At 68.6% G+C, this 17,465-nt stretch carries 13 protein-coding genes and 3 pseudogenes; 9 read left to right on the top strand and 7 right to left on the bottom strand.

Going from position 1 to position 17,465, the window contains the following annotated elements; translation table 11 throughout:
• Entirely contained in the window at positions 1-912 is a 912-nt protein-coding gene (locus ACTWQR_RS26375; RefSeq protein ID WP_443229653.1) for an SDR family oxidoreductase, read from the bottom strand.
• Positions 913-1,063: 151 nt separating this feature from the next.
• Here ACTWQR_RS26375 and ACTWQR_RS26370 point away from each other — a divergent pair, with 151 nt between their 5' ends.
• From ACTWQR_RS26370 to ACTWQR_RS26360, 3 genes and pseudogenes are all read left to right on the top strand, one after another.
• Positions 1,064-1,705 (top strand): TetR/AcrR family transcriptional regulator, encoded by a 642-nt coding sequence (locus tag ACTWQR_RS26370; RefSeq protein ID WP_443229652.1) that lies wholly within the window; start codon positions 1,064-1,066, stop codon positions 1,703-1,705.
• Between the two features lie 31 nt (positions 1,706-1,736).
• Positions 1,737-2,219 (top strand): annotated as a pseudogene (locus ACTWQR_RS26365) (XdhC family protein); the annotation flags it as partial.
• Between the two features lie 409 nt (positions 2,220-2,628).
• A complete protein-coding gene (locus ACTWQR_RS26360; protein WP_443229651.1) occupies positions 2,629-3,642 on the top strand; it encodes an amidohydrolase family protein in 1,014 nt (337 codons plus the stop codon).
• 40 nt (positions 3,643-3,682) lie between these two features.
• Here the strand turns inward: ACTWQR_RS26360 and ACTWQR_RS26355 are convergent.
• The 3 genes and pseudogenes from ACTWQR_RS26355 to ACTWQR_RS26345 all read right to left on the bottom strand — a co-directional run.
• Positions 3,683-3,862, bottom strand: a pseudogene (locus ACTWQR_RS26355) (transposase); the annotation flags it as partial.
• Between the two features lie 571 nt (positions 3,863-4,433).
• Positions 4,434-4,991, bottom strand: a complete 558-nt coding sequence (locus ACTWQR_RS26350; RefSeq protein ID WP_443229650.1) for a GtrA family protein — start codon at positions 4,989-4,991, stop codon at positions 4,434-4,436.
• Between the two features lie 31 nt (positions 4,992-5,022).
• A pseudogene (locus tag ACTWQR_RS26345) lies at positions 5,023-5,521 on the bottom strand (hypothetical protein); the annotation flags it as partial.
• A 73-nt stretch (positions 5,522-5,594) separates the two neighbouring features.
• Here ACTWQR_RS26345 and ACTWQR_RS26340 point away from each other — a divergent pair.
• Positions 5,595-6,008, top strand: coding sequence for a hypothetical protein (locus ACTWQR_RS26340; protein WP_443229649.1), 414 nt, complete (start codon positions 5,595-5,597; stop codon positions 6,006-6,008).
• Positions 6,009-6,038: 30 nt separating this feature from the next.
• Here ACTWQR_RS26340 and ACTWQR_RS26335 read toward each other — a convergent pair whose 3' ends face one another.
• The 3 genes from ACTWQR_RS26335 to ACTWQR_RS26325 all read right to left on the bottom strand — a co-directional run bounded on the left by ACTWQR_RS26335 (position 6,039) and on the right by ACTWQR_RS26325 (position 10,766).
• The gene (locus ACTWQR_RS26335) at positions 6,039-6,950 is read right to left on the bottom strand and encodes an NAD-dependent protein deacetylase (RefSeq protein WP_443229648.1); all 912 of its coding nucleotides are present in this window, start codon (positions 6,948-6,950) and stop codon (positions 6,039-6,041) included.
• 406 nt (positions 6,951-7,356) lie between these two features.
• A complete protein-coding gene (locus ACTWQR_RS26330) occupies positions 7,357-9,993 on the bottom strand; it encodes a family 78 glycoside hydrolase catalytic domain (protein ID WP_443229647.1) in 2,637 nt (878 codons plus the stop codon).
• Positions 9,990-10,766 (bottom strand): alpha/beta hydrolase, encoded by a 777-nt coding sequence (locus tag ACTWQR_RS26325; protein ID WP_443229646.1) that lies wholly within the window; start codon positions 10,764-10,766, stop codon positions 9,990-9,992. Before ACTWQR_RS26325 ends, ACTWQR_RS26330 begins: the two co-directional genes overlap by 4 nt.
• A 239-nt stretch (positions 10,767-11,005) precedes the next feature.
• On the opposite strand from ACTWQR_RS26325, the gene ACTWQR_RS26320 reads away from it, so the two are divergent.
• The 5 genes from ACTWQR_RS26320 (at position 11,006) to ACTWQR_RS26300 (ending at position 17,458) form a co-directional block, all read left to right on the top strand.
• Complete coding sequence (locus tag ACTWQR_RS26320; protein WP_443229645.1) at positions 11,006-12,013, top strand: LacI family DNA-binding transcriptional regulator; 1,008 nt, start codon at positions 11,006-11,008, stop codon at positions 12,011-12,013.
• A 347-nt stretch (positions 12,014-12,360) separates the two neighbouring features.
• A complete protein-coding gene (locus tag ACTWQR_RS26315) occupies positions 12,361-13,917 on the top strand; it encodes an ABC transporter substrate-binding protein (RefSeq protein ID WP_443229644.1) in 1,557 nt (518 codons plus the stop codon).
• Between the two features lie 9 nt (positions 13,918-13,926).
• Positions 13,927-14,868, top strand: a complete 942-nt coding sequence (locus tag ACTWQR_RS26310; protein ID WP_443229643.1) for an ABC transporter permease — start codon at positions 13,927-13,929, stop codon at positions 14,866-14,868.
• A complete protein-coding gene (locus ACTWQR_RS26305; protein WP_443229642.1) occupies positions 14,865-16,625 on the top strand; it encodes a dipeptide/oligopeptide/nickel ABC transporter permease/ATP-binding protein in 1,761 nt (586 codons plus the stop codon). Before ACTWQR_RS26310 ends, ACTWQR_RS26305 begins: the two co-directional genes overlap by 4 nt.
• On the top strand, positions 16,622-17,458 hold the full coding sequence (locus ACTWQR_RS26300; RefSeq protein ID WP_443229641.1) for an ABC transporter ATP-binding protein: 837 nt from the start codon (positions 16,622-16,624) through the stop codon (positions 17,456-17,458). The genes ACTWQR_RS26305 and ACTWQR_RS26300 overlap by 4 nt, the downstream gene beginning before the upstream one ends.
• Positions 17,459-17,465 lie beyond the last annotated feature (7 nt).

Genomic DNA, 17,465 nt, shown 5'->3' with positions numbered 1-17,465 from the left:
TCATCCTTCGGGATGTCGGGCGGTCCGGGTGCGCTGCTCGTAGGCCGCGCGGACCGACCGGTCGGACAGGGCGGCGAGCTGGTCGGGGACAAGGAGGTGATGCAGGGCGTCGCGGGCCCGGCCCGGCAGCAGCGCGGCCAACCGGGTCAGGGCGGCCACCTGGCGTGGAACGAAGACCTCGAACCGCGGGCGCAGCACGACGTCGAGCACCGCGTCGGCCACCTGATCCGTCGTCAGGCGTCGGGTGGGGCCGGTCGCGGTGCCCACGGCCAGCTCGGTGTCCACGACACCGGGCATCACCAGGGACACATGCACGCCGGTGCCGCGCAGTTCGGCACGGACGGCTGTGCTGTAGCCGTGGACGGCGTGCTTCGTCGCCGCGTAGGTAGCCTCGCCGGCCGGGGCGACCTTGCTGGCGGCGGAGGCGATGTTCACGACATGGCCGCGACCGCGTTTCCGCATCCCCGGGATCACGAGTTTCATCCCCCGCAGTACGCCGTGGACGTTGACGTCGAACTGGCGCAGGGCGGCTTCCTCCGGTTCCTCCTCGAAGGGGCCCACCCACATGATTCCGGCGTTGTTGATCAGTACGTCGATCGGCCCGAGCTGGGTCTCGACGGTGCGCAGGAAGCCTTCGAAGGACTGTGTGTCGGTGACGTCGACAGACAGCCCCAGCAGTCGGCCACCGGGATGCGCGCCGATGGCACCAGCCGTCTCCATGGCAAGCTCCGCGTCGAGATCACCGATCGCCACGGCGGCTCCGGCCGCGGCGAGCCGGGCTGCGACGGCACGCCCGATTCCGCGGCCCGCCCCGGTGACCGCGACCACTCGGCCGGTCAGCGGTTCTGTACGGGGGAGCCTGTCACGGTCTCCTCGGCTGAACCTGTACGGGTACCTGGGCGGTGCTGCCAAGGTCGAGCCCCTTCCTTGCCCTGGGCATGAGCGGAACGCTGAGCGGCAAGCGACCCCCACGCGCGTCTGACACGATGCCATGTCAGATGAACTGACAAGCTAGAGTGTCAGTTCAGAGCACACCGGTGTCAACACCTCTGCGGAGGGAAACATGACGGGCACACAGACCGCCGGGCGGCGCTACGGCGGACGCGATGCGGCGCAACGACAGCAGGAGCGCCGCGCCCGCCTCATTCAGGCGGGCCTCGACCTGTTCGGCACGGCCGGATACGCCTCGGTCTCCGTCAAGCAGGTGTGCTCGCATGCCGGACTGACCGAGCGCTACTTCTACGAGTCGTTCCGCGACCGCGAAGACCTTCTCGCCGGGGTCTACAACGAGCTGATCACTACGATCACGGCCGAAACCGCGCAGGCCGCAGCCGCTGCCGCACCCGATGTCGACGCCCAACTGCGCGCCGGCCTCGAGGTGTTCATCCGCACACTGGCCGGCGACGCCCGCATGGCCCGCCTGGTGCTCATCGAGGTCGTGGGCGCCAGCCCCCGCCTCGAAGTGCGCCGCCGTGAGGTCCTGCACGAATTCGCCGCAATGGTCGCCGCCGTCGTCGCACCGCTCCCTGGCCCGGAAGCCTCCTCCAGCCGGCTCACCATGACCGCTATGAGCCTGGTCGGCGGAGTCAACGAACTCCTCGTGGACTGGACGCTCGGCCACCAGAACGCCACCGTCGAAGAACTGATCGACCTGTGCCACACCCTGTACGTCGCGGCCTACCGAACCATCAGCGATCAGCCCTGATCACGCAGGCCCGGATTCCTCAGGAGATTCCCAGGTCACCGTGTGCGACGCCCGCCCCGTCTTCGCCACCGCGGCACGCTTCCCGCACGCGGACGAGGTCGTGGTCGACTGGCCCCACCGCTACCTGGAACGCGCCGAGGTGGACGGCCGTACCGCCGTCTGCGTCCTCACCCACGACGCCAAGTTCGACATCCCCCTGCTGCGACTGGCCCTCGATCTGCCCGTCGGCTACGTGGGCGCGATGGGATCCCGTCGGACTCACGATGAACGCCTGCGTCTCCTGCGCGAGGCGGGCGTCGCGCCGGACCGACTGGCCCGGCTGCGCTCCCCGATCGGTCTCGACCTCGGTGCGCGCACGCCTGAGGAGACGGCGATCTCCATCACCGCGGAGATCATCGCCCACGCCAACCAGGGCACGGGCCTGCCTCTGACCCTGGGTACGGGCCCGATCCACCGGCCTGGTGACCAGGCAGTCGACGAGTGTCCTGCCCAACGCCCGCTACTGACGCCATGACCCGGCACACCCTTCGGGACGGCACCGCCCCCTCGGACTGATCATGACGGCAAACACGCCAGGTTCACTTCAGCGGGACCGTCCCTCCGTCCATCCGGTGATCCAGTCCTTCGCGTCTGCCAAGGGCGGGCGCTGGTGCTACATGGACGAGCCCACCCTGTGACGGCTGCCCAGGAGGAGCCCCATTCCCGGACCGGTGTTCCTCACCGTCGACGACGATCCGGCTGTCGGACTTTCTCCGGACCGAAGGCTCGGATGTCGGTTTTCCGGGATCCGGCGGCCGTGGCTGGCTTCGGCTCCCCGGAGGGGCGGAACGTTGCGGCGGAAGCCAGCCGGACACAGTGCCTGGCGCCTTGAGCGCCGCCCCCTTGTGTCGCACTCACATTCCAATTGGACGGAGAACAAGATCATGCGCATCGTTGCTCTAGAGGAACATGTCCTTTTCACTGATCTGGCGCAGAGGATTTCCGCTGCGGACGTCGCTGCATCCGGATGGGTGCCGGCCGGATGGGCGCCCTCTGATGCAGACGAGGCGGCGAGTGCGCTCGACCGGGCCCTGGACGATACACAGCAGGAACGCATCGGCTCGATGGACGAAGCCGGAATTACCATGCAGGTGCTGTCGGCCGTGGGCCCGGGCGCCGAGATGCTGGCCGGCGAGGAGGGTGTGAGCCTTGCGCGCGACTATAACGACCGACTGGCCCAGGTCGCCGAACGGCATCCGGATCGGTTCGCGGCGTTCGCACACCTCCCCATGAAGGATCCCGAGGCGGCCGCGGACGAACTGGAACGGTGCGTGACCCGATTGGGCTTCCGCGGCGCCTCGATCAACGGGACCACCGACGGACTGTTCCTCGACGACCCGCGCTTCGCTCCGATCCTGTCGCGTGCCGAGGCCATCGACGCCCCCCTCTATATTCATCCCGGACCCGCGCCACGTGTGGTGCGCGACATCTATTTCCAGGGGCTGCCGGACTTTACCGCGTTCATATTGTCCAATGCCGGTTTCGGCTGGCATGCGGAAACGGGGCTTCACATTCTGCGCCTGGCCGTGTCGGGTGCACTCGACCGAAATCCGGATCTGAAGCTGATCATCGGCCATATGGGCGAGCTGCTGCCGATGATGCTCCAGCGCGTCGATGCGATGTTCGGACCGGGAACGGCGATCGGGCTGAAGCGAGACGTATCGCAGACCATCTTGGATCAGGTATGGATCACGACCAGTGGTTTCTTCGACCAATCCGCGTTCCTCGCCGCCCTGACCGCTTTCGGTGCGGATCGCATTCTTTTCTCGGTCGATTATCCGTACAGCCCCAATGACGAGGCCACGGCGTTCCTCAACAGCTTGCCGGTTTCTCCCGTCGATCGGGCGCGGATCGCCCATGGCAACGCCGACGCGCTCCTTGGCTTGTCAGGAGCCTGATCGTTCGCGCTCTCTCACACTCTCAAGGACTTTGGAGAGAGCCCGTCCGGTTCTGGTAGAAGATCGCGTTCACGATCTCCCGCAGATCGCAGGACCCGGTATCGCCCGTCGCCGACCGCTTCACCCGGTCCTGCTTCCAGGCAGTGATCATCGGCTCGATCAACGCCCACTGCGCGTCCGATAAGTCGCTGAGGTACGGCTCTCTCTCCACGCCCCGCATCTCGACATGGACATGCCCAGCAGACGCCCGCACGGCGATCATTACCACGATCGAGCGATCATGGACCAGGGAAGATCGGACTTAACGTCCACTGAGACGTGAGCAGGGAATCGGCACCGGATTTTCCCCTGCCGACCTCGACTCAGCCGCCGACCAGCAATGACCGCGACGAGCAGCTACGCCATCAGAAACGGCCCGGCCACGCGCTCCTCGCTCCCCCCCTCCCCAGTCAGTTGCCAAGCGGACGAAGTGAGGCGAAGAGCAGCCCTGGGGATTTTCACGCATCCGCACCACGGTGGAACGCAACGCCCGACGTGCGCTGGGCAAACAGCCCTCGGGGCGGCTGACACACCTGGTCGGTGAGCTGAAGTCGCCGCATCGGCACGCTCGTGGAGTACGCCATCGGCTGTCTCCGCCAGGCCGGGCAGAGTCCGCGGCAAGCTGTACGAGCGCCGGCTCGACGTCCTGCGCCGTATCTGCTTCTGCGCCGCACCGGCCGCCTCAGACGACGCCAGCCTGTCGAGACCGGTGACCGGTGACCGGGTGGGTGTTGGCCTGGTGGGGTTGGGGTTCACGCCGCCAGTTGTGGCCGCGACCCGTTGGGCCAACTCGTGCACGACGGCTGCCGCATTCCTGTCGGGTCGGGCACGGCCACCGTGCCGTGTTGCATCAGCGGTTGTGTGGTCTGGCTGCGGCGGCCGGCGAAGACGTAGAGGCGCAGGATGATGAAGCGGCCTGTGCCGGCGAGGCCGGAGGCGCTGAGGTAGACGACCTGCTCAGTCATAGTGCCGGGGGAGGGCTGTGTGAGATGCAGGAGGTGGATGGCGACGCTGGTGGCCAGGTATGCGGCGGTCGCCGAGCCCGCGGACTGCCAGTGCTCTCGCCATCGGGCGCTGCGCCCTTTGGTGAAGGTGAAGCGGGCGTGGAGTTCGGTGCACAGCAGGGTGGAGGCGACGGTGATGATCGCGTTGGAGACCGCCCAGGGCATGGTCATGGCCAACAGCGGTACCGCGAAGCTGGAGGGGACTCCGACGCCGCCTCCGGAGATCACAAACCGTATGAAGGAGGCGGCAGGGCCAGGGGTGGCCGGAGTCGCCATCTCGGGCTTCCGTGCGAGCGGCGGCTTCATGGTGGGTGCTCCTCAGGGTCTGCGGGTCAGAGCTGCGGGCGGTGATGTCGCCGTGGGCGGTGGTCGCGCGGATGTTCAGGTCGGCGGCGGTGCCTTCCACGTTCTTGAGCGCGTTGTGGATCCGGCCGTAGGTGGTACCGGCGTCCAGCGAGGGGGAGATTTCGCGGGTGGCGCCGACCGAGATCTCGCCGGCTTCGGTGCGCAGCACGACTGTGCCGAGCCGTCCGACTCCCCGGAACTCGGCGCTGCACCTTCGCCTCGGTGCGGGAATCGGCGGGCAGCTGGATGGTCGCCTCGATGGATCCGGAGGTGCCGAGGATCTGGTTCTTCCCCGAAGGGTGGATCCGCAGGATGCCGTCGCTGTATTCGACCTTGGCGTGCTCCGCCGCCTTCACGTCGCGGCCGTTCGAAGTGTCTACGGGCAGGACCTCGACTGTGGTGTCGGCCCGGTCGGCGGCGATGATCCGGATGCGTCCCGCGGGGATGTCGAGGATGGCGGAGATCGGGGTGGGGGTGTCCAAGCTCTGCATCGGGCTTTCCTCGATTCGTTGTTTCTGATGCTGGAAACGCTACGTTGCATTTACTGATCTAGCAACGAGTTCATTGCGCGCCATCATCAAAGCTCAAGGTGGTAGCCATGTAATCATTGCAATGGTCTTCGCGATTAATGCAATGCCAGCCGTCTGTTCATTGCAATGGGTTGAAGGTGAACGCTATGGTGGCGGCACCAAGGAGCCCGAAGGAGATCGTGTTGGGGTCGACCGACGGCTGAATTGGTGGAGCCAGGTAAAGGTGCGCTCGCTCTGCCGCCCAGCGGGTCTTGCCCAGGCCGGAGCCATGCGGGAGGTGCTGGCGTGCGATGTTCGGAGTGCTTCTTCTGAAGCGGGCGGTGCCGCGGACGGCCGCGCAGGCCAGGTTCAGCTCCTTACGCCGACATCAGCCAGAAGGGACCGCGCGCCAACCGACGCCTTCCGTCCCGGCGAGGTCGTGATCAGCCGGGACGGCGAGAAGGGCTGACGCGATGCACTCCGGTGACGCCCGTCACCGTTACTCCCTGGCCCGGGCCGTCGCCTCGTCGTCGACGGGGATGCCCAGCAGGCCGGCCACGGCGGTGAGGGCTGTTCCCAGCGGGAGTGCGACCCGGGTGACGGCGTGCTGGTCGCCCCGGGTCGGGTCCTGGTTGACGATCAGCACCGGCTTCCCGGTCTGGGCTGCTTGGCGGACGAACCGGAGGCCGGACATCACCGTCAGTGAGGAGCCCAGGACCAGCAGCGAGCCCGCCTCGCGGACCAACTGGCGGCAGTGTTCGACTCGCGGCGGCGGAACGGCTTCGCCGAAGAACACCACGTCCGGTTTGAGGATGCCGCCGCACACCGCGCAGGGCACCACGCGGAAGTCCCCGACCTGTTCGTCGGTGAGGCCGGCGTCGCCGTCCGGGTTGATTGCGGCGGCCACCGGCTCGAAGCCCGCGTTGGCCTCCTGGAGCCGCCGGGCGAGTTCGCGGCGCGGGCTGAAGGCGCCGCAGGAAAGGCAGACGACCCGCTCCAGGCTTCCGTGGAGTTCCACAACGCCCTCACTGCCGGCGGCCTGATGCAGGCCGTCGACGTTCTGGGTGATCACACCCGAGAGCAGGCCGTGCCGCGCGAACGCGACCACGGCCCGGTGCCCGGCGTTGGGGCGGGCGCGGCCGAAGGTACGCCAGCCGAGGTGGCTGCGCGCCCAGTACCGGCGCCGGGCCTGGGCGCTGGCCGTGAAGTCCTGGTAGGTCATCGGGGTGTGCCGGCTCAGGCTTCCGCCCTCGCCCCGGTAGTCGGGGATGCCTGACTCCGTGGAGATGCCCGCCCCGCTGAGCACGAGCACACGGCCGGTGCTCAGCGCATCGGCGACCGGTTCCAGGTCCGTGGTGCCCGGCGGCAGGTCATCGGTAGGGGTCCAGTTCAGCGTGGGGCGCATGCGCATGCCGCCAGGGTACGGAACGCTGCCACCACCCGTTTTCGCGCTGAGAGAGCAGTCCTTGCTCTGGCCGGTATACGGACCACTCCCAGCGCCCGGGCCTCGCGGCCGAGCGCCTCTCCCACCCGGCACACCAGGTCTCGGTCCCAGCTGGAAGTAAGCGCGACCGCGGGCGGAAAGCTGGTCGCCGGCTCGCTGTCGTACAGGCCGAGATGGTCGGCGTCCTGGCGCTGGCGGTGGACACCATGCGGGCCGTCGCTCAGTACGAGCGAGGGGATTCCCGCGTGTTCAGCGGACTTGGTGGACCAGAAGTCACGGCCCGAGAGCGGCGCGGTCTTGTTGTCGAGACTCAGATCGGGCGGCGCTGTGGTCGTGGCTGGTCGGCATGGCGCGCGTTCCTTGGTCTGAGGGGCTATGAGCCGGAGTGAAGGACCAGGTGATGGTCCCCGGATCCGAGTCGGCCGACATTGGTGGTACAACGCCAGCCCTCGGGTGCGCGGAACCGTCCGGTCGTGCCGGGGGGCAGCGATACGCCCACCGTCAAAGTGGTGCCGCTGATGGACCAGGCAACGGATGCCGTGCCGTACGGGGTGGTGACGGAGGCAGCAGCCGAGGTGAGCCCGCCCCCTGGTCGTGGGGCTACCTCAAGAGTGTGGTAGCCGGGCGTGGTGGGGCGTAGTCCGGCGACGGACTGGTAGAGCCAGGCGGCGACGGCGCCGTAGGCGTAGTGGTTGAACGACAGCATCGTGCCGGCCTTCTCGGTGTCGATGGTGCCGTCGGGACGTATGGCGTCCCACCGCTCCCACATGGTGGTGGCGCCGCGCTCGACCTGGTAGAGCCAGCCCGGGCACTCGGTGTTGAGCAGGAGTTGGTACGCCTCGGCCGTGTGGCCGGTGCTGGTGAGGGCTGGCAGCACGAAGGGTGTGCCGAGGAAGCCGGTGGCAATGCGGCCGCTGTTGGCGCGGACCAGGGCGGCGAGGGCCTCGCCCACCGCGGGGCGTTCGGTGGCGGGCGTGATGCCGAATTCGAGGGCGAGCGCGCAGCCGGTCTGGGTGGTGCGGGCGTGGTGGCCCCATTTCCGCCAGGCGGCCTCGGCAGTACGGCGGTGCAGGGCCGCGTACCGGTCGGCGTCGTCGGTGTGGCCCAGTTCGCGGGCCGCGTCGGCGAGCAGCCGGGCGCTGTGCGCGACGAAGGCGGTGGCGACATAGGCGGAGTCGGTGGTGGCGCGCGCCGGGTCCTCCGGTGGGGCGGCCGGGTCGAGCCAGTCACCGAGTTGCGCGTTGCCGCTCCAGGTCCCGTCCTCGTCCAGGCGACCGGCGGTGAAGTCGACCCACGCGCGCATCGCCGCGTAGTGGTGGCCCAGCAGGCTGCGCCAGCCGTAGGCGTCGAAGAGGGCGGCCGGTACGACGGTGGCGGCGTCGCCCCAGCCCGCTGCGGTGCCGGCGAACGGCAGGTCCATCGGGGGGAGTTCGCCGAGGTCCACGTCGGGAATCACGAGTGGGACCGCGCCGTCGGGGCGTTGCTCGATGCCGAGGTCGGTGAGCCAGCTGTCGAGGAAGGAGCGGCTGTCGAACGTGGCGCAGGCCGTCGGGGCGAAGGCCATGATGTCGCCGGTCCAGCCGAGCCGTTCGTCGCGCTGCGGGCAGTCCGTGGGGACGGCGAGGAAGTTGCCGCGCTGGGAGCGGACGACGTTGTCGTACAGGGTGTTGACGCGCTCGTCGGAGCAGTGGAAGTCGCCGATGCGGCGCAGATCGCTGGCCACCACGACCACCTCTGTCTGCCCGATCGTGACGCCCGGCGAGGTGTCGATCTCGGCGTACCGGAAGCCGTGGAAGGTGAACTCCGGCTCCAGTTCGGCTGTGCCACCGGCCAAGGTGTACTGGTCGGTGGCGCGGGCGCCGCGCAGGATGCTGGTCAGCAGGCGGCCGTCGTCATCGAGGACTTCCGCATGCCGGATCGTGACGGTGCTTCCCGCCGGGCCGTTGGCGCGGAGGCGGAGCCAGCCGGTGATGTTCTCGCCCGCGTCGACGGCGATCGTGCCGTCGGGCAGTGTCCGTTGCTCCGGCTGGATGGTCTGCAGGGCGCGTACGGCGGGGTGGGCCCGCTGCGCGAGCCCTGAGGGCAGCGGGAGCGTGGCGGCTCGCTCCCAGCCGCGGTCGTCGAAGCCCGGCATCCGCCAGCCGTCCGGCTCGTGGCGGAGGTCGCGCTCGCAGCCGTCGTACAGGTCCGCCGCCGGCAGACCGCCGTAACCGCCCCGCCACTGGTCGTCGGTCACCACCTTGACCGTGCTGCCGTCGGCCAGGGTGACTTCGAGCTGGGCGAGCAGTGCCGAGGTGTCGCCGTAGACGTTGCGGTTCTTGTGCCAGGTGAGATGGCCTCGGTACCAGCCGTCGCCGACCGCGGCGGAGACGGCGTTGCGGCCGGGGGTCAGCAGGCCTGTGACGTCGTAGGTGGCGTAGAGCAGCCGGTTGGAGTAGCTGGTCCAGCCCGGTTCCAGCAGGTCGTCGGAGACGGGCCGGCCGTTGACCGCGGTGCGGTGGACGCCCAGCGAGGTCACGTACAGGCGCGCGGATACCGGCTCCGCCGGGAGGTCGAACTCCCGGCGGAGCAGCGGCACCGGGCCGGGGGAGGTGCGGCCCCGGTCACTGGGGACATGGACGGGACGGGCTGTCCAGTCCGTGGGGTCGAGCAGCGCTGCCTCCACCCGGGCGGGTTCGCTCCATGGCGTCCACCCGAGGTCGGTGCGGACACGGACGCGCCAGTGACGAACCGCGCGGCTGCGCAGTGCCTCGCCAGGCCATGGGTGATCCGTCACCACATGGGACCCGACCTCTCCGCTGGACACCGCCTCGCCGAAGGACTGGTCGGCGCAGACCTGGATCTCGTAGGCGTGCTGCAGGACCCCCGGCCGGTCGCTCACCAGCGACCACGAGAGACGGGGCTGCGCATACGGGGTGGCCGCGAGACCGGAGTCGTCCGCGGTGCACAGCCCGGTGACCGTCGTGGTGGCGTCCGTCGTACGGAGCGCCTCGAAGCTCGACGTCGTCATGACTTGAGGTGCCTCCGGAGGAATCGCAGTGTGGACTGGTGCAGCATGGTGCGGTGCGGCACGGTGCCCCAGGCGTGGTCCGCGCCCTCGACGATCTCGAGTTCCGCGTTGCCGTCGTAGTGCTCCAGGTAGCGGCGCACGTAGTCGAGGGGGGCGATGTCGTCCTTGTCGCCGTGCAGGATATGGACCGGGCCGCCGTACGCGCCGGACCGCCCGTAGACGTCGAGACCGACGATGTCCTCGACGAGTGCGGGACCCATCCGGTGCCCGTCGGCGTCGAAGTAGCCCTTCTCCTCGATCTCCGCCGCGAGGCTGCGGCCCTTGAGGTAGCCCCTGCCGATCTCGAAGGGGGCGACCGCTGCCGGAGACCAGAGGCACAGCGCGCCGATGCCCGGCTCCTCGGCGGCGACGATGCCGGCGACCACACCTCCCATGCTCATGCCGACCAGTCCGATCCGCTCGGGGTCGACGAAGTCGAAGGTACGGGCCGATCGGAGCACCGCCCGGGTTTCGGCCATCTCCCCGGCAAGGGTCACGTCGAAGAAGTCGCCGTCGCTCTCGCCGTGGCCCGAGAGGTCGAACCGGACCGAGGCGATGCCGTTCTCCTCCAGCAGCCGGGACATGGCGACGAAGTTGGGAAGTTCGAGCCGGTTGGAGGTGAAACCGTGGACGAACACCACGGCCGGCCAGCGGGTTCCGGTCGGCCCCTCGGGGATGTGCAGCGTGGAGCGCAGCGTCAGGCCGTTGTGTGGAAAGTCGTGATGGCGGATCACGCGGCTGCCTTTCGGGTCATGTCGGGTGCGGGGCATGTGCGGAGGCCGACGTACGGCTGTTGCGCCGCACCTCGATGGACACCGGCGACGGTTGGGTTTCAGACGGGGCGGGGGCCCGCTCCGGAGCCAGGGCCACGTTGAGTCACTTACTCGCATCACTTAAACGTGTAGGTATTCTGAGCGGGCAAGTTAGCCGCAGTCGCGGGCTTTGACAAGAGGTCCGTCAGGGGAGGGGATCCATGACCGGGGCATCCGGCCGGAGACGCGTGACCAGCGCGGATGTTGCGCGCGAGGCCGGGGTCTCCCGTGCGACAGTGAGCTACGTCCTCAATGACACCCCGCGACAGAAGATCCCCGAGGTCACACGGCAGCGCGTGTGGGGTGCGGCCGCCCGGCTCGGTTACGCGCCGTCGGCCGCGGCGCGCTCGCTGCGGACGGGGCGCTCGCACATCGTGCTCGGGCTGCTGCCGGACTGGCCCATCGAGCATGTCCTCGGACGACTCGTCCAACAGCTGACCAATGCCTTCGCCGAACACGAACTCACCTTCCTCGTCCACTCCTCGGCCCGCCACGCCCGGCCCCTGCGGGAGATCTGGAAAGCCCTGACACCCGCGGCCGTACTGGCACTGGACGAGTTCCCCGAGGCTGAGGCCGGCGCCATGCGCGCGGCGGGAGTCGAGGTCGTGATGGCCGTGCACGGCTCGGTACGGGGCCCGCACCGGCCCCCTCTCGTGCCGGAGGAACCGATCGGAGCGGCGCAGGCCCGATACATGGTCCAGGCGCACCGCCGGCTCGGCTACGCCTACCCGGACCTGACCAGACTCGGCGTCCTGGCCCAGCCGCGGCTGGACGGTGTGCGCAAGGTGTGCGCCGAACTCGGCCTTCGGGAGCCGGATGTGCGCACCATCCCGTTTGGTCCGGACGGCGGCGTGGAAGCGGTGAAGGCGTGGCTCGGCGCCGATCCGCCGGTGACGGGCATCTGTGCGTTCAACGACGAAGTCGCCCTGGCCGTTCTGGTCGCCCTGCGGTCCCTGGGGCTGCGGGCCCCCCATGACCTGGCCGTGATCGGTGTCGACGACATTCCCGGCGCGGCCCTGGCGCAGCCGCCGCTCACCACGATCGTCCGTGACACCGATACCGTCGCGCGGAGCCTGGCCCGACGCATCGTCGACGCGCTCGACCGGAAGCAGGCACCCGCCGATCCCATCCGGGACCCGCTCAGCGTTGAGGTTCGGGTATCCGCCTGACCTGCTCCGCTGCCGGAAGGCTTTCCGGCCCGCGTCCGCGCTCGTCGCCCTCGCGCTGTGCGGGCGGCGGCCACATTTCGCGGACCTCTTGCGCAACGCAGGCGACACAGTTAGTTTACCGCCCACTGGCTTAAACGTGTAAGTCAGGGCGTTCCCGGCCTGTACATGTGGGCACCGGGGCGGACAACTACTTGCCCACGCACCGACCGGCCGCCGTCCCGACACCGGCGGATCCTCCCGGCAGCCGGTGCATTGAGAGCCCGCCAGGCAATCCACCTCGGTGGTTGCGTCGCGAGCCGCGTCCCCGGTCCTCCCCGTCTCCCCCTCCCCATCCAACGGAGCCCTCGATGAAGAGAAGAACCGTCCTCCAGGCCTCGATCGGCGTCGTGGCGTCGCTGGCGCTCGCCGCCTGCGGCGGCGGAGAGACCAACAGCGGCGGCAATGCCGGCCCGGCGAACCTGACCATCGCCCTGTCCTCGGCGCCCAACAGCCTGGACCCCGCCCAGATCGCTGTCGGACCTTTCGCGAACTACATGGACCCCGCCTACGCGACGCTGCTGACCCGCAAGGCCGACGGCACCCTGGGGGCCGGGCTGGCCGACAAGTGGGGCTATGTCGGCCAGAAGAACACCAAGTTCGAGCTCCACCTGCGCAAGGGCGTGAAGTTCGCCGACGGCACGCCGATCACCGCCGCCGACGTCGTCGACTCGTTCAAGTACTTCCAGAAGGGCAGCGGACCCACCGCCGCCTACTTCCGTCCCCTGACCTTCTCCACGCCGGACAGCTCGACCGTGGCGATCAGCAGCCCGACACCGAACCCCGACATGGGCACCCTGTTCACGCCCGCGTACATGGGCGGTGCCATCGTCAGCCCGGCCGGGCTGACGAACCCGAAGAAGCTGGCCTCCGCGACCTTCGGCGCCGGGCCGTACGTGTACAGCCCTCAGCAGTCGGTCTCCGGCGACCACTACGTCTACCTCCCGAACAAGAACTTCTGGGACAAGTCCGCCGTCCACTTCAAGAAGATCACCGTCCGGGTGATGCCGAACGTCAACTCGCAGGTGCAGGCCCTGAAGTCCGGGCAGATCGACCTCATGTACGGCACTCCGGACGTGGCGCCGACCATCAAGGGCGACAAGTCGCTCACCACGCTCAAGAAGCCCACCACCTGGGCCGGCCTGCACCTCCTGGACCGTGAAGGCACAGTCGTCAAGGGACTGGCCGATGAGCGTGTCCGGCAGGCACTGAACTTCGCCATCGATCGCACCGCGATCACCAAGGCGGTCTACGGAGACTTCGGAACACCGGTCTCCCAGCCGGCGATGCCCGGATACGACGGCTACAGCCCCGCGGCCGAGAAGATGTACCCCTACGACCCGGCCAAGGCCAAGAAGCTGCTGAAGGCGGCGGGATACGGGAAGGGACTGACCATCCCGGTGAACTACGGGTCGTTCGACCCCTCGACGACGAAGATGGTCCAGGCCGTGCAGGCCCAGCTCGCCGAGGTGGGCGTCAAGCTGAAGCTGAGGGCCGCCACGAACTTCGGCGCCTGGATCAACGACCTGCTCACGAAGAAGTACGCGGGCACCGTGCTGTCACCCGGCACGGGCGGCGAGCCCAACTTCTACGCACAGCAGGCGGGCTTCACCAAGACGGGCATCATGAACGTCTTCGGCGTGAGCGACCCGGAAGTCGATGCCGCGTACGCCCGGCTCGCCAAGTCGGACGCGAAGTCCAGCGGGACCGCGGCGAAGGCTCTCACCGATGTGATCGTGCAAAAAGCGCTCGCGCTGCCGGTGTCCGGTACCGACACGGTCGCCATGTACAACACCAAACTGCAAGGAGTGCAGTTCCCGGAGGGCGGCGCCCAGCTGACCTCGAACACCATGTGGACCGTTCGCTAGCGAGGACCGATGCTCTCCATCATTCTCCGCAGGCTGGCGCTGTCCATCCCGCTCCTTGTGATCGTCTCGGCGATCACCTTCCTTCTTGAGTCGTTCGTGCCGGGAGATCCGGCACGAACGGTGCTCGGGATCAACGCGACACAGGAACAGTACGACGCGCTGCGGGCCGCGATGCATCTCGACCAGCCGGTCGTCGTGCAGTACTGGCTCTACCTGCGCGGCGTCCTGCAGGGTGATCTCGGCGACTCGCTGTTCACCGGTGAAACCGTGCTGGGACTGATCGGGCAACGCCTGCCGGTCACCCTGGCGCTGGTGATCGGGGGGACCGCGCTCGCGAGCCTGACCGGCGTCGTGCTCGGCGTGTACAGCGCGACACGCGGCCGGGTCAGCCGCCGGCTGTTCGACATCGTGTCCCTGCTGGGCAGCGCGGTGCCCAACTTCTGGATCGCACTGCTGCTGGTCGCCGTGTTCGCCGTCAAGTTCGCGCTCTTCCCTGCCACCGGGTACAGCCCGTTCACCGAGTCGCCGGGGCAATGGGCAGCCGGCCTCGTCCTGCCCGTGGTCTCTCTCTCGATCGGAGGAGTCGCCTTCATCTCCAAGGTCACCCGCGACGCGATGCTGTCCACCCTCAGCCTCGACCACATCAGAACACTGCGGGCCTCCGGCATCCGGTCCTCGTCGATCATCTGGAAGCACGCTCTGCGGGGCTGCGGACTGCCGGTGGTGACCACGATCGGCCTGATGATGATCACGTTCATCCCCGGCACGATCCTCATCGAGAACGTCTTCACCCTGCCCGGTCTGGGCACCACGGTCGTGGACGCGACCAACCAGCACGATCTACCGGTCGTGCAGGGCCTCACCATCACCTTCACGGTCATGGTCATCGTGGTGAACCTTCTCGTCGACGTCCTCTACAGCCTCCTCAACCCGAAGGTACGAACGGAATGACCACTGTCGAGGCGCCTCCGAAGGCGCGATCGCGGGCGCGGATCAACCCCTTCGCCGGGATATGGCGCCGTCCCGTCGCCGCCGCATCCCTCGTCGTGGTCGCCGGGATCAGCGCCGCCGTGATCCTCGCCCCGCTCCTGGCACCGCATCCGCCGCTGGCGCAGGACCTGCTCCACACGCTGTCCGGCCCGACGGCGGACCATCCACTGGGCACCGACGTCCTCGGCCGCGACGTGCTGAGCCGACTGCTCTACGGCGGACGGCCAACCCTGATCGGGGTGGGGGTGGCAGTACTCGTCTATGCCGTTTTCGGGATGTCCCTGGGCGTGTTGGGCGGCTACCTGCGCGGCTGGACCGACCGGGTCATCGTCGCCGTGCTGGACGTCATGCTCTCGGTCCCCGCGGTCATCATCACGCTCGCCGTCCTCGCGATCTTCTACCAGAGCAACGTCGCCGCCATGCTCACGCTCGGCTTCTTCGCCTCCGCGGGCCTCGCCCGGATCATCCGCAGCTCATGCATCGCGCTGCGCGAGGAACTGTTCGTGGACGCCGCCAGAGTGTCCGGGCTCGGCCCGGCACGGATCATGGCACGGCACATCCTCCCCCGGCTGACCGGGCAGTTGCTGGTCCCGATCTTTCTCTTCTCGGGCAACGCCCTCGCCATCCAGACCGGCCTCGGATTCCTCGGACTGGCCACTCCGCCGCCCGCCCCGAGCTGGGGCGGCATGGTCGGTGAGGCCGCGCAGATCATGCAGCAGGACCCTTACCTGCTGTTCGTCTCCGGTGGCGTGATCGGCCTCATGTCGCTGTCCTTCGGACTGGTCGGCGATGGGCTGCGCGACCTCGAACAGGACCGGCGGCAGGCCACCGGTGGCCGATTGCCGCGGCCGGTGCCCGCAGCGGCCCTTCAGGACGCCGCCAAGCCGTCGGACACACCGCCGGACGGAGCGGTACTCGCCGTGCGCGACTACTCGATCGCATTCGCCACCGCACATGGGCCACGCAACGTCGTCGACTCCATCAGCTTCACGGTCCGCCCCGGTGAGATCTTCGGTCTCGTCGGCGAATCCGGCAGTGGAAAGACGGTGACGGGCCTGTCCCTGCTCGGGCTCCTCCCGCCCAACGGGGCTGTGACGAGTGGCGCGGCATGGCTGGCCGACACCCGCATCAGCGGCCTGCCGGAGCGCGAGTTGCAGCGTATCCGGGGCGGCGAGATCGCTCTCGTATCGCAGGAACCCATGGTGGCGCTCGACCCGTACTTCACCATCGGCTCCCAGCTGTCCGAAGTCATCCGGCGCATCGATGCCGGGCGGGGCGGCAAGGACGCCGTACAGCAGCGGATCCGCGAGCTGCTGACCAGCGTCCACCTGCGCGATCCGGACGACATCGCGCGCCGACACCCGCACGAACTGTCCGGCGGCATGCTCCAGCGCGTCGTCATCGCCATGGCCCTGGCCGGGTCACCGAAGGTACTGATCGCCGACGAACCCACCACGGCACTGGACGTCACGGTGCAGGCGGGAATCCTGGACCTGCTGCGCTCGCTGCGCGACGAGCACGGCATGGCGATCATCCTGATCACGCACGACCTGGGGGTGGTGGCCGACAGCTGCGACCGCGCGATCGTGATGGAGCAGGGCCGGATCGTGGAAGAGGGCTCGGTCGAGGACATCTTCTACCGGCCCCAGCACCCGTACACCAAGAAGCTCATCGAAAGCACACCCAGCATCGCTCGTACCGAAGGGAGGGTCGCGTGACCGGTACGCCCGTACTCCAGCTTGAAGGCCTTGCGGTCCGCTACCCGTCCCGCGGCTTCCGCAAGCCGCCGACCACGGTCATCGAGGACGTGTCGTTCGAGATCGGTCGTGGCGAGACGGTCGCCCTCGTGGGCGAGTCCGGCTCGGGCAAGACCACCATCGGCAGAGCGGTACTGGGACTGACCCCGGTCAGCGGCGGGCGCGTACTGCTCGACGGGCGGGACATCACACATCTCACCGGCCGCGCCCGCCGGGTGCTGTCCTGCGATCTCCAGGCGATCTTCCAGAATCCCTACGGGTCGCTCAACCCAGCGCTGCCCGTGGGCCGCACGCTGGCCGAGCCCCTGCTCGCCGGTTCGAACCGGTCAGGTCGCGAAGTCCGCGCTCATATAGGTGAGTTGCTGCGTCGCGTCGGTCTGCCGGAGGACGCTGCCGACCGGTACCCGGCCCAGTTCAGCGGAGGGCAGCGCCAGCGCATCGCGATCGCCCGGGCGGTGGCTCGCAAGCCCAAGCTCATCATCTGCGACGAGCCGACCAGTGCCCTCGACGTCACCACCCAAGCCGCCGCCTTGGACCTCCTCTCCGAGCTTCAGAACACCCTCGGCTGTGCGTACCTGTTCATCACCCACGACCTCGCCGTCGTCAAGGAGTTCGCGGACCGCACGCTGGTACTGCAACACGGACACATCGTCGAAGAGGGGCCCAGCACCGACGTGTGCGACCGGCCACAGCACGAGTACACCCGGCGACTCGTGGCGGCCGCACCCGTCCCCGACCCTGTCCTGCAACGCAAGCGCCGTCAGCGGCGGATGGAGGCGGAAGCAACCGCTTGATGAACCG

The sequence above is a fragment of the Streptomyces sp. 2A115 genome (assembly GCF_052245575.1).
Taxonomy (GTDB): Bacteria; Actinomycetota; Actinomycetes; order Streptomycetales; family Streptomycetaceae; genus Streptomyces.
This window is presented reverse-complemented; position numbering and strand designations above follow the sequence as displayed.

What these genes read in the sequence shown, in the direction of transcription:
- ACTWQR_RS26370 (WP_443229652.1), top strand. Translation starts at nt 1,064, where the DNA reads ATGACGGGCACACAGACCGCCGGGCGGCGCTACGGCGGACGCGATGCG.
- ACTWQR_RS26350 (WP_443229650.1), bottom strand. Translation starts at nt 4,991, where the DNA reads ATGAAGCCGCCGCTCGCACGGAAGCCCGAGATGGCGACTCCGGCCACC.
- ACTWQR_RS26310 (WP_443229643.1), top strand. Translation starts at nt 13,927, where the DNA reads ATGCTCTCCATCATTCTCCGCAGGCTGGCGCTGTCCATCCCGCTCCTT.
- ACTWQR_RS26320 (WP_443229645.1), top strand. Translation starts at nt 11,006, where the DNA reads ATGACCGGGGCATCCGGCCGGAGACGCGTGACCAGCGCGGATGTTGCG.
- ACTWQR_RS26305 (WP_443229642.1), top strand. Translation starts at nt 14,865, where the DNA reads ATGACCACTGTCGAGGCGCCTCCGAAGGCGCGATCGCGGGCGCGGATC.
- ACTWQR_RS26335 (WP_443229648.1), bottom strand. Translation starts at nt 6,950, where the DNA reads ATGCGCATGCGCCCCACGCTGAACTGGACCCCTACCGATGACCTGCCG.
- ACTWQR_RS26360 (WP_443229651.1), top strand. Translation starts at nt 2,629, where the DNA reads ATGCGCATCGTTGCTCTAGAGGAACATGTCCTTTTCACTGATCTGGCG.
- ACTWQR_RS26315 (WP_443229644.1), top strand. Translation starts at nt 12,361, where the DNA reads ATGAAGAGAAGAACCGTCCTCCAGGCCTCGATCGGCGTCGTGGCGTCG.
- ACTWQR_RS26330 (WP_443229647.1), bottom strand. Translation starts at nt 9,993, where the DNA reads ATGACGACGTCGAGCTTCGAGGCGCTCCGTACGACGGACGCCACCACG.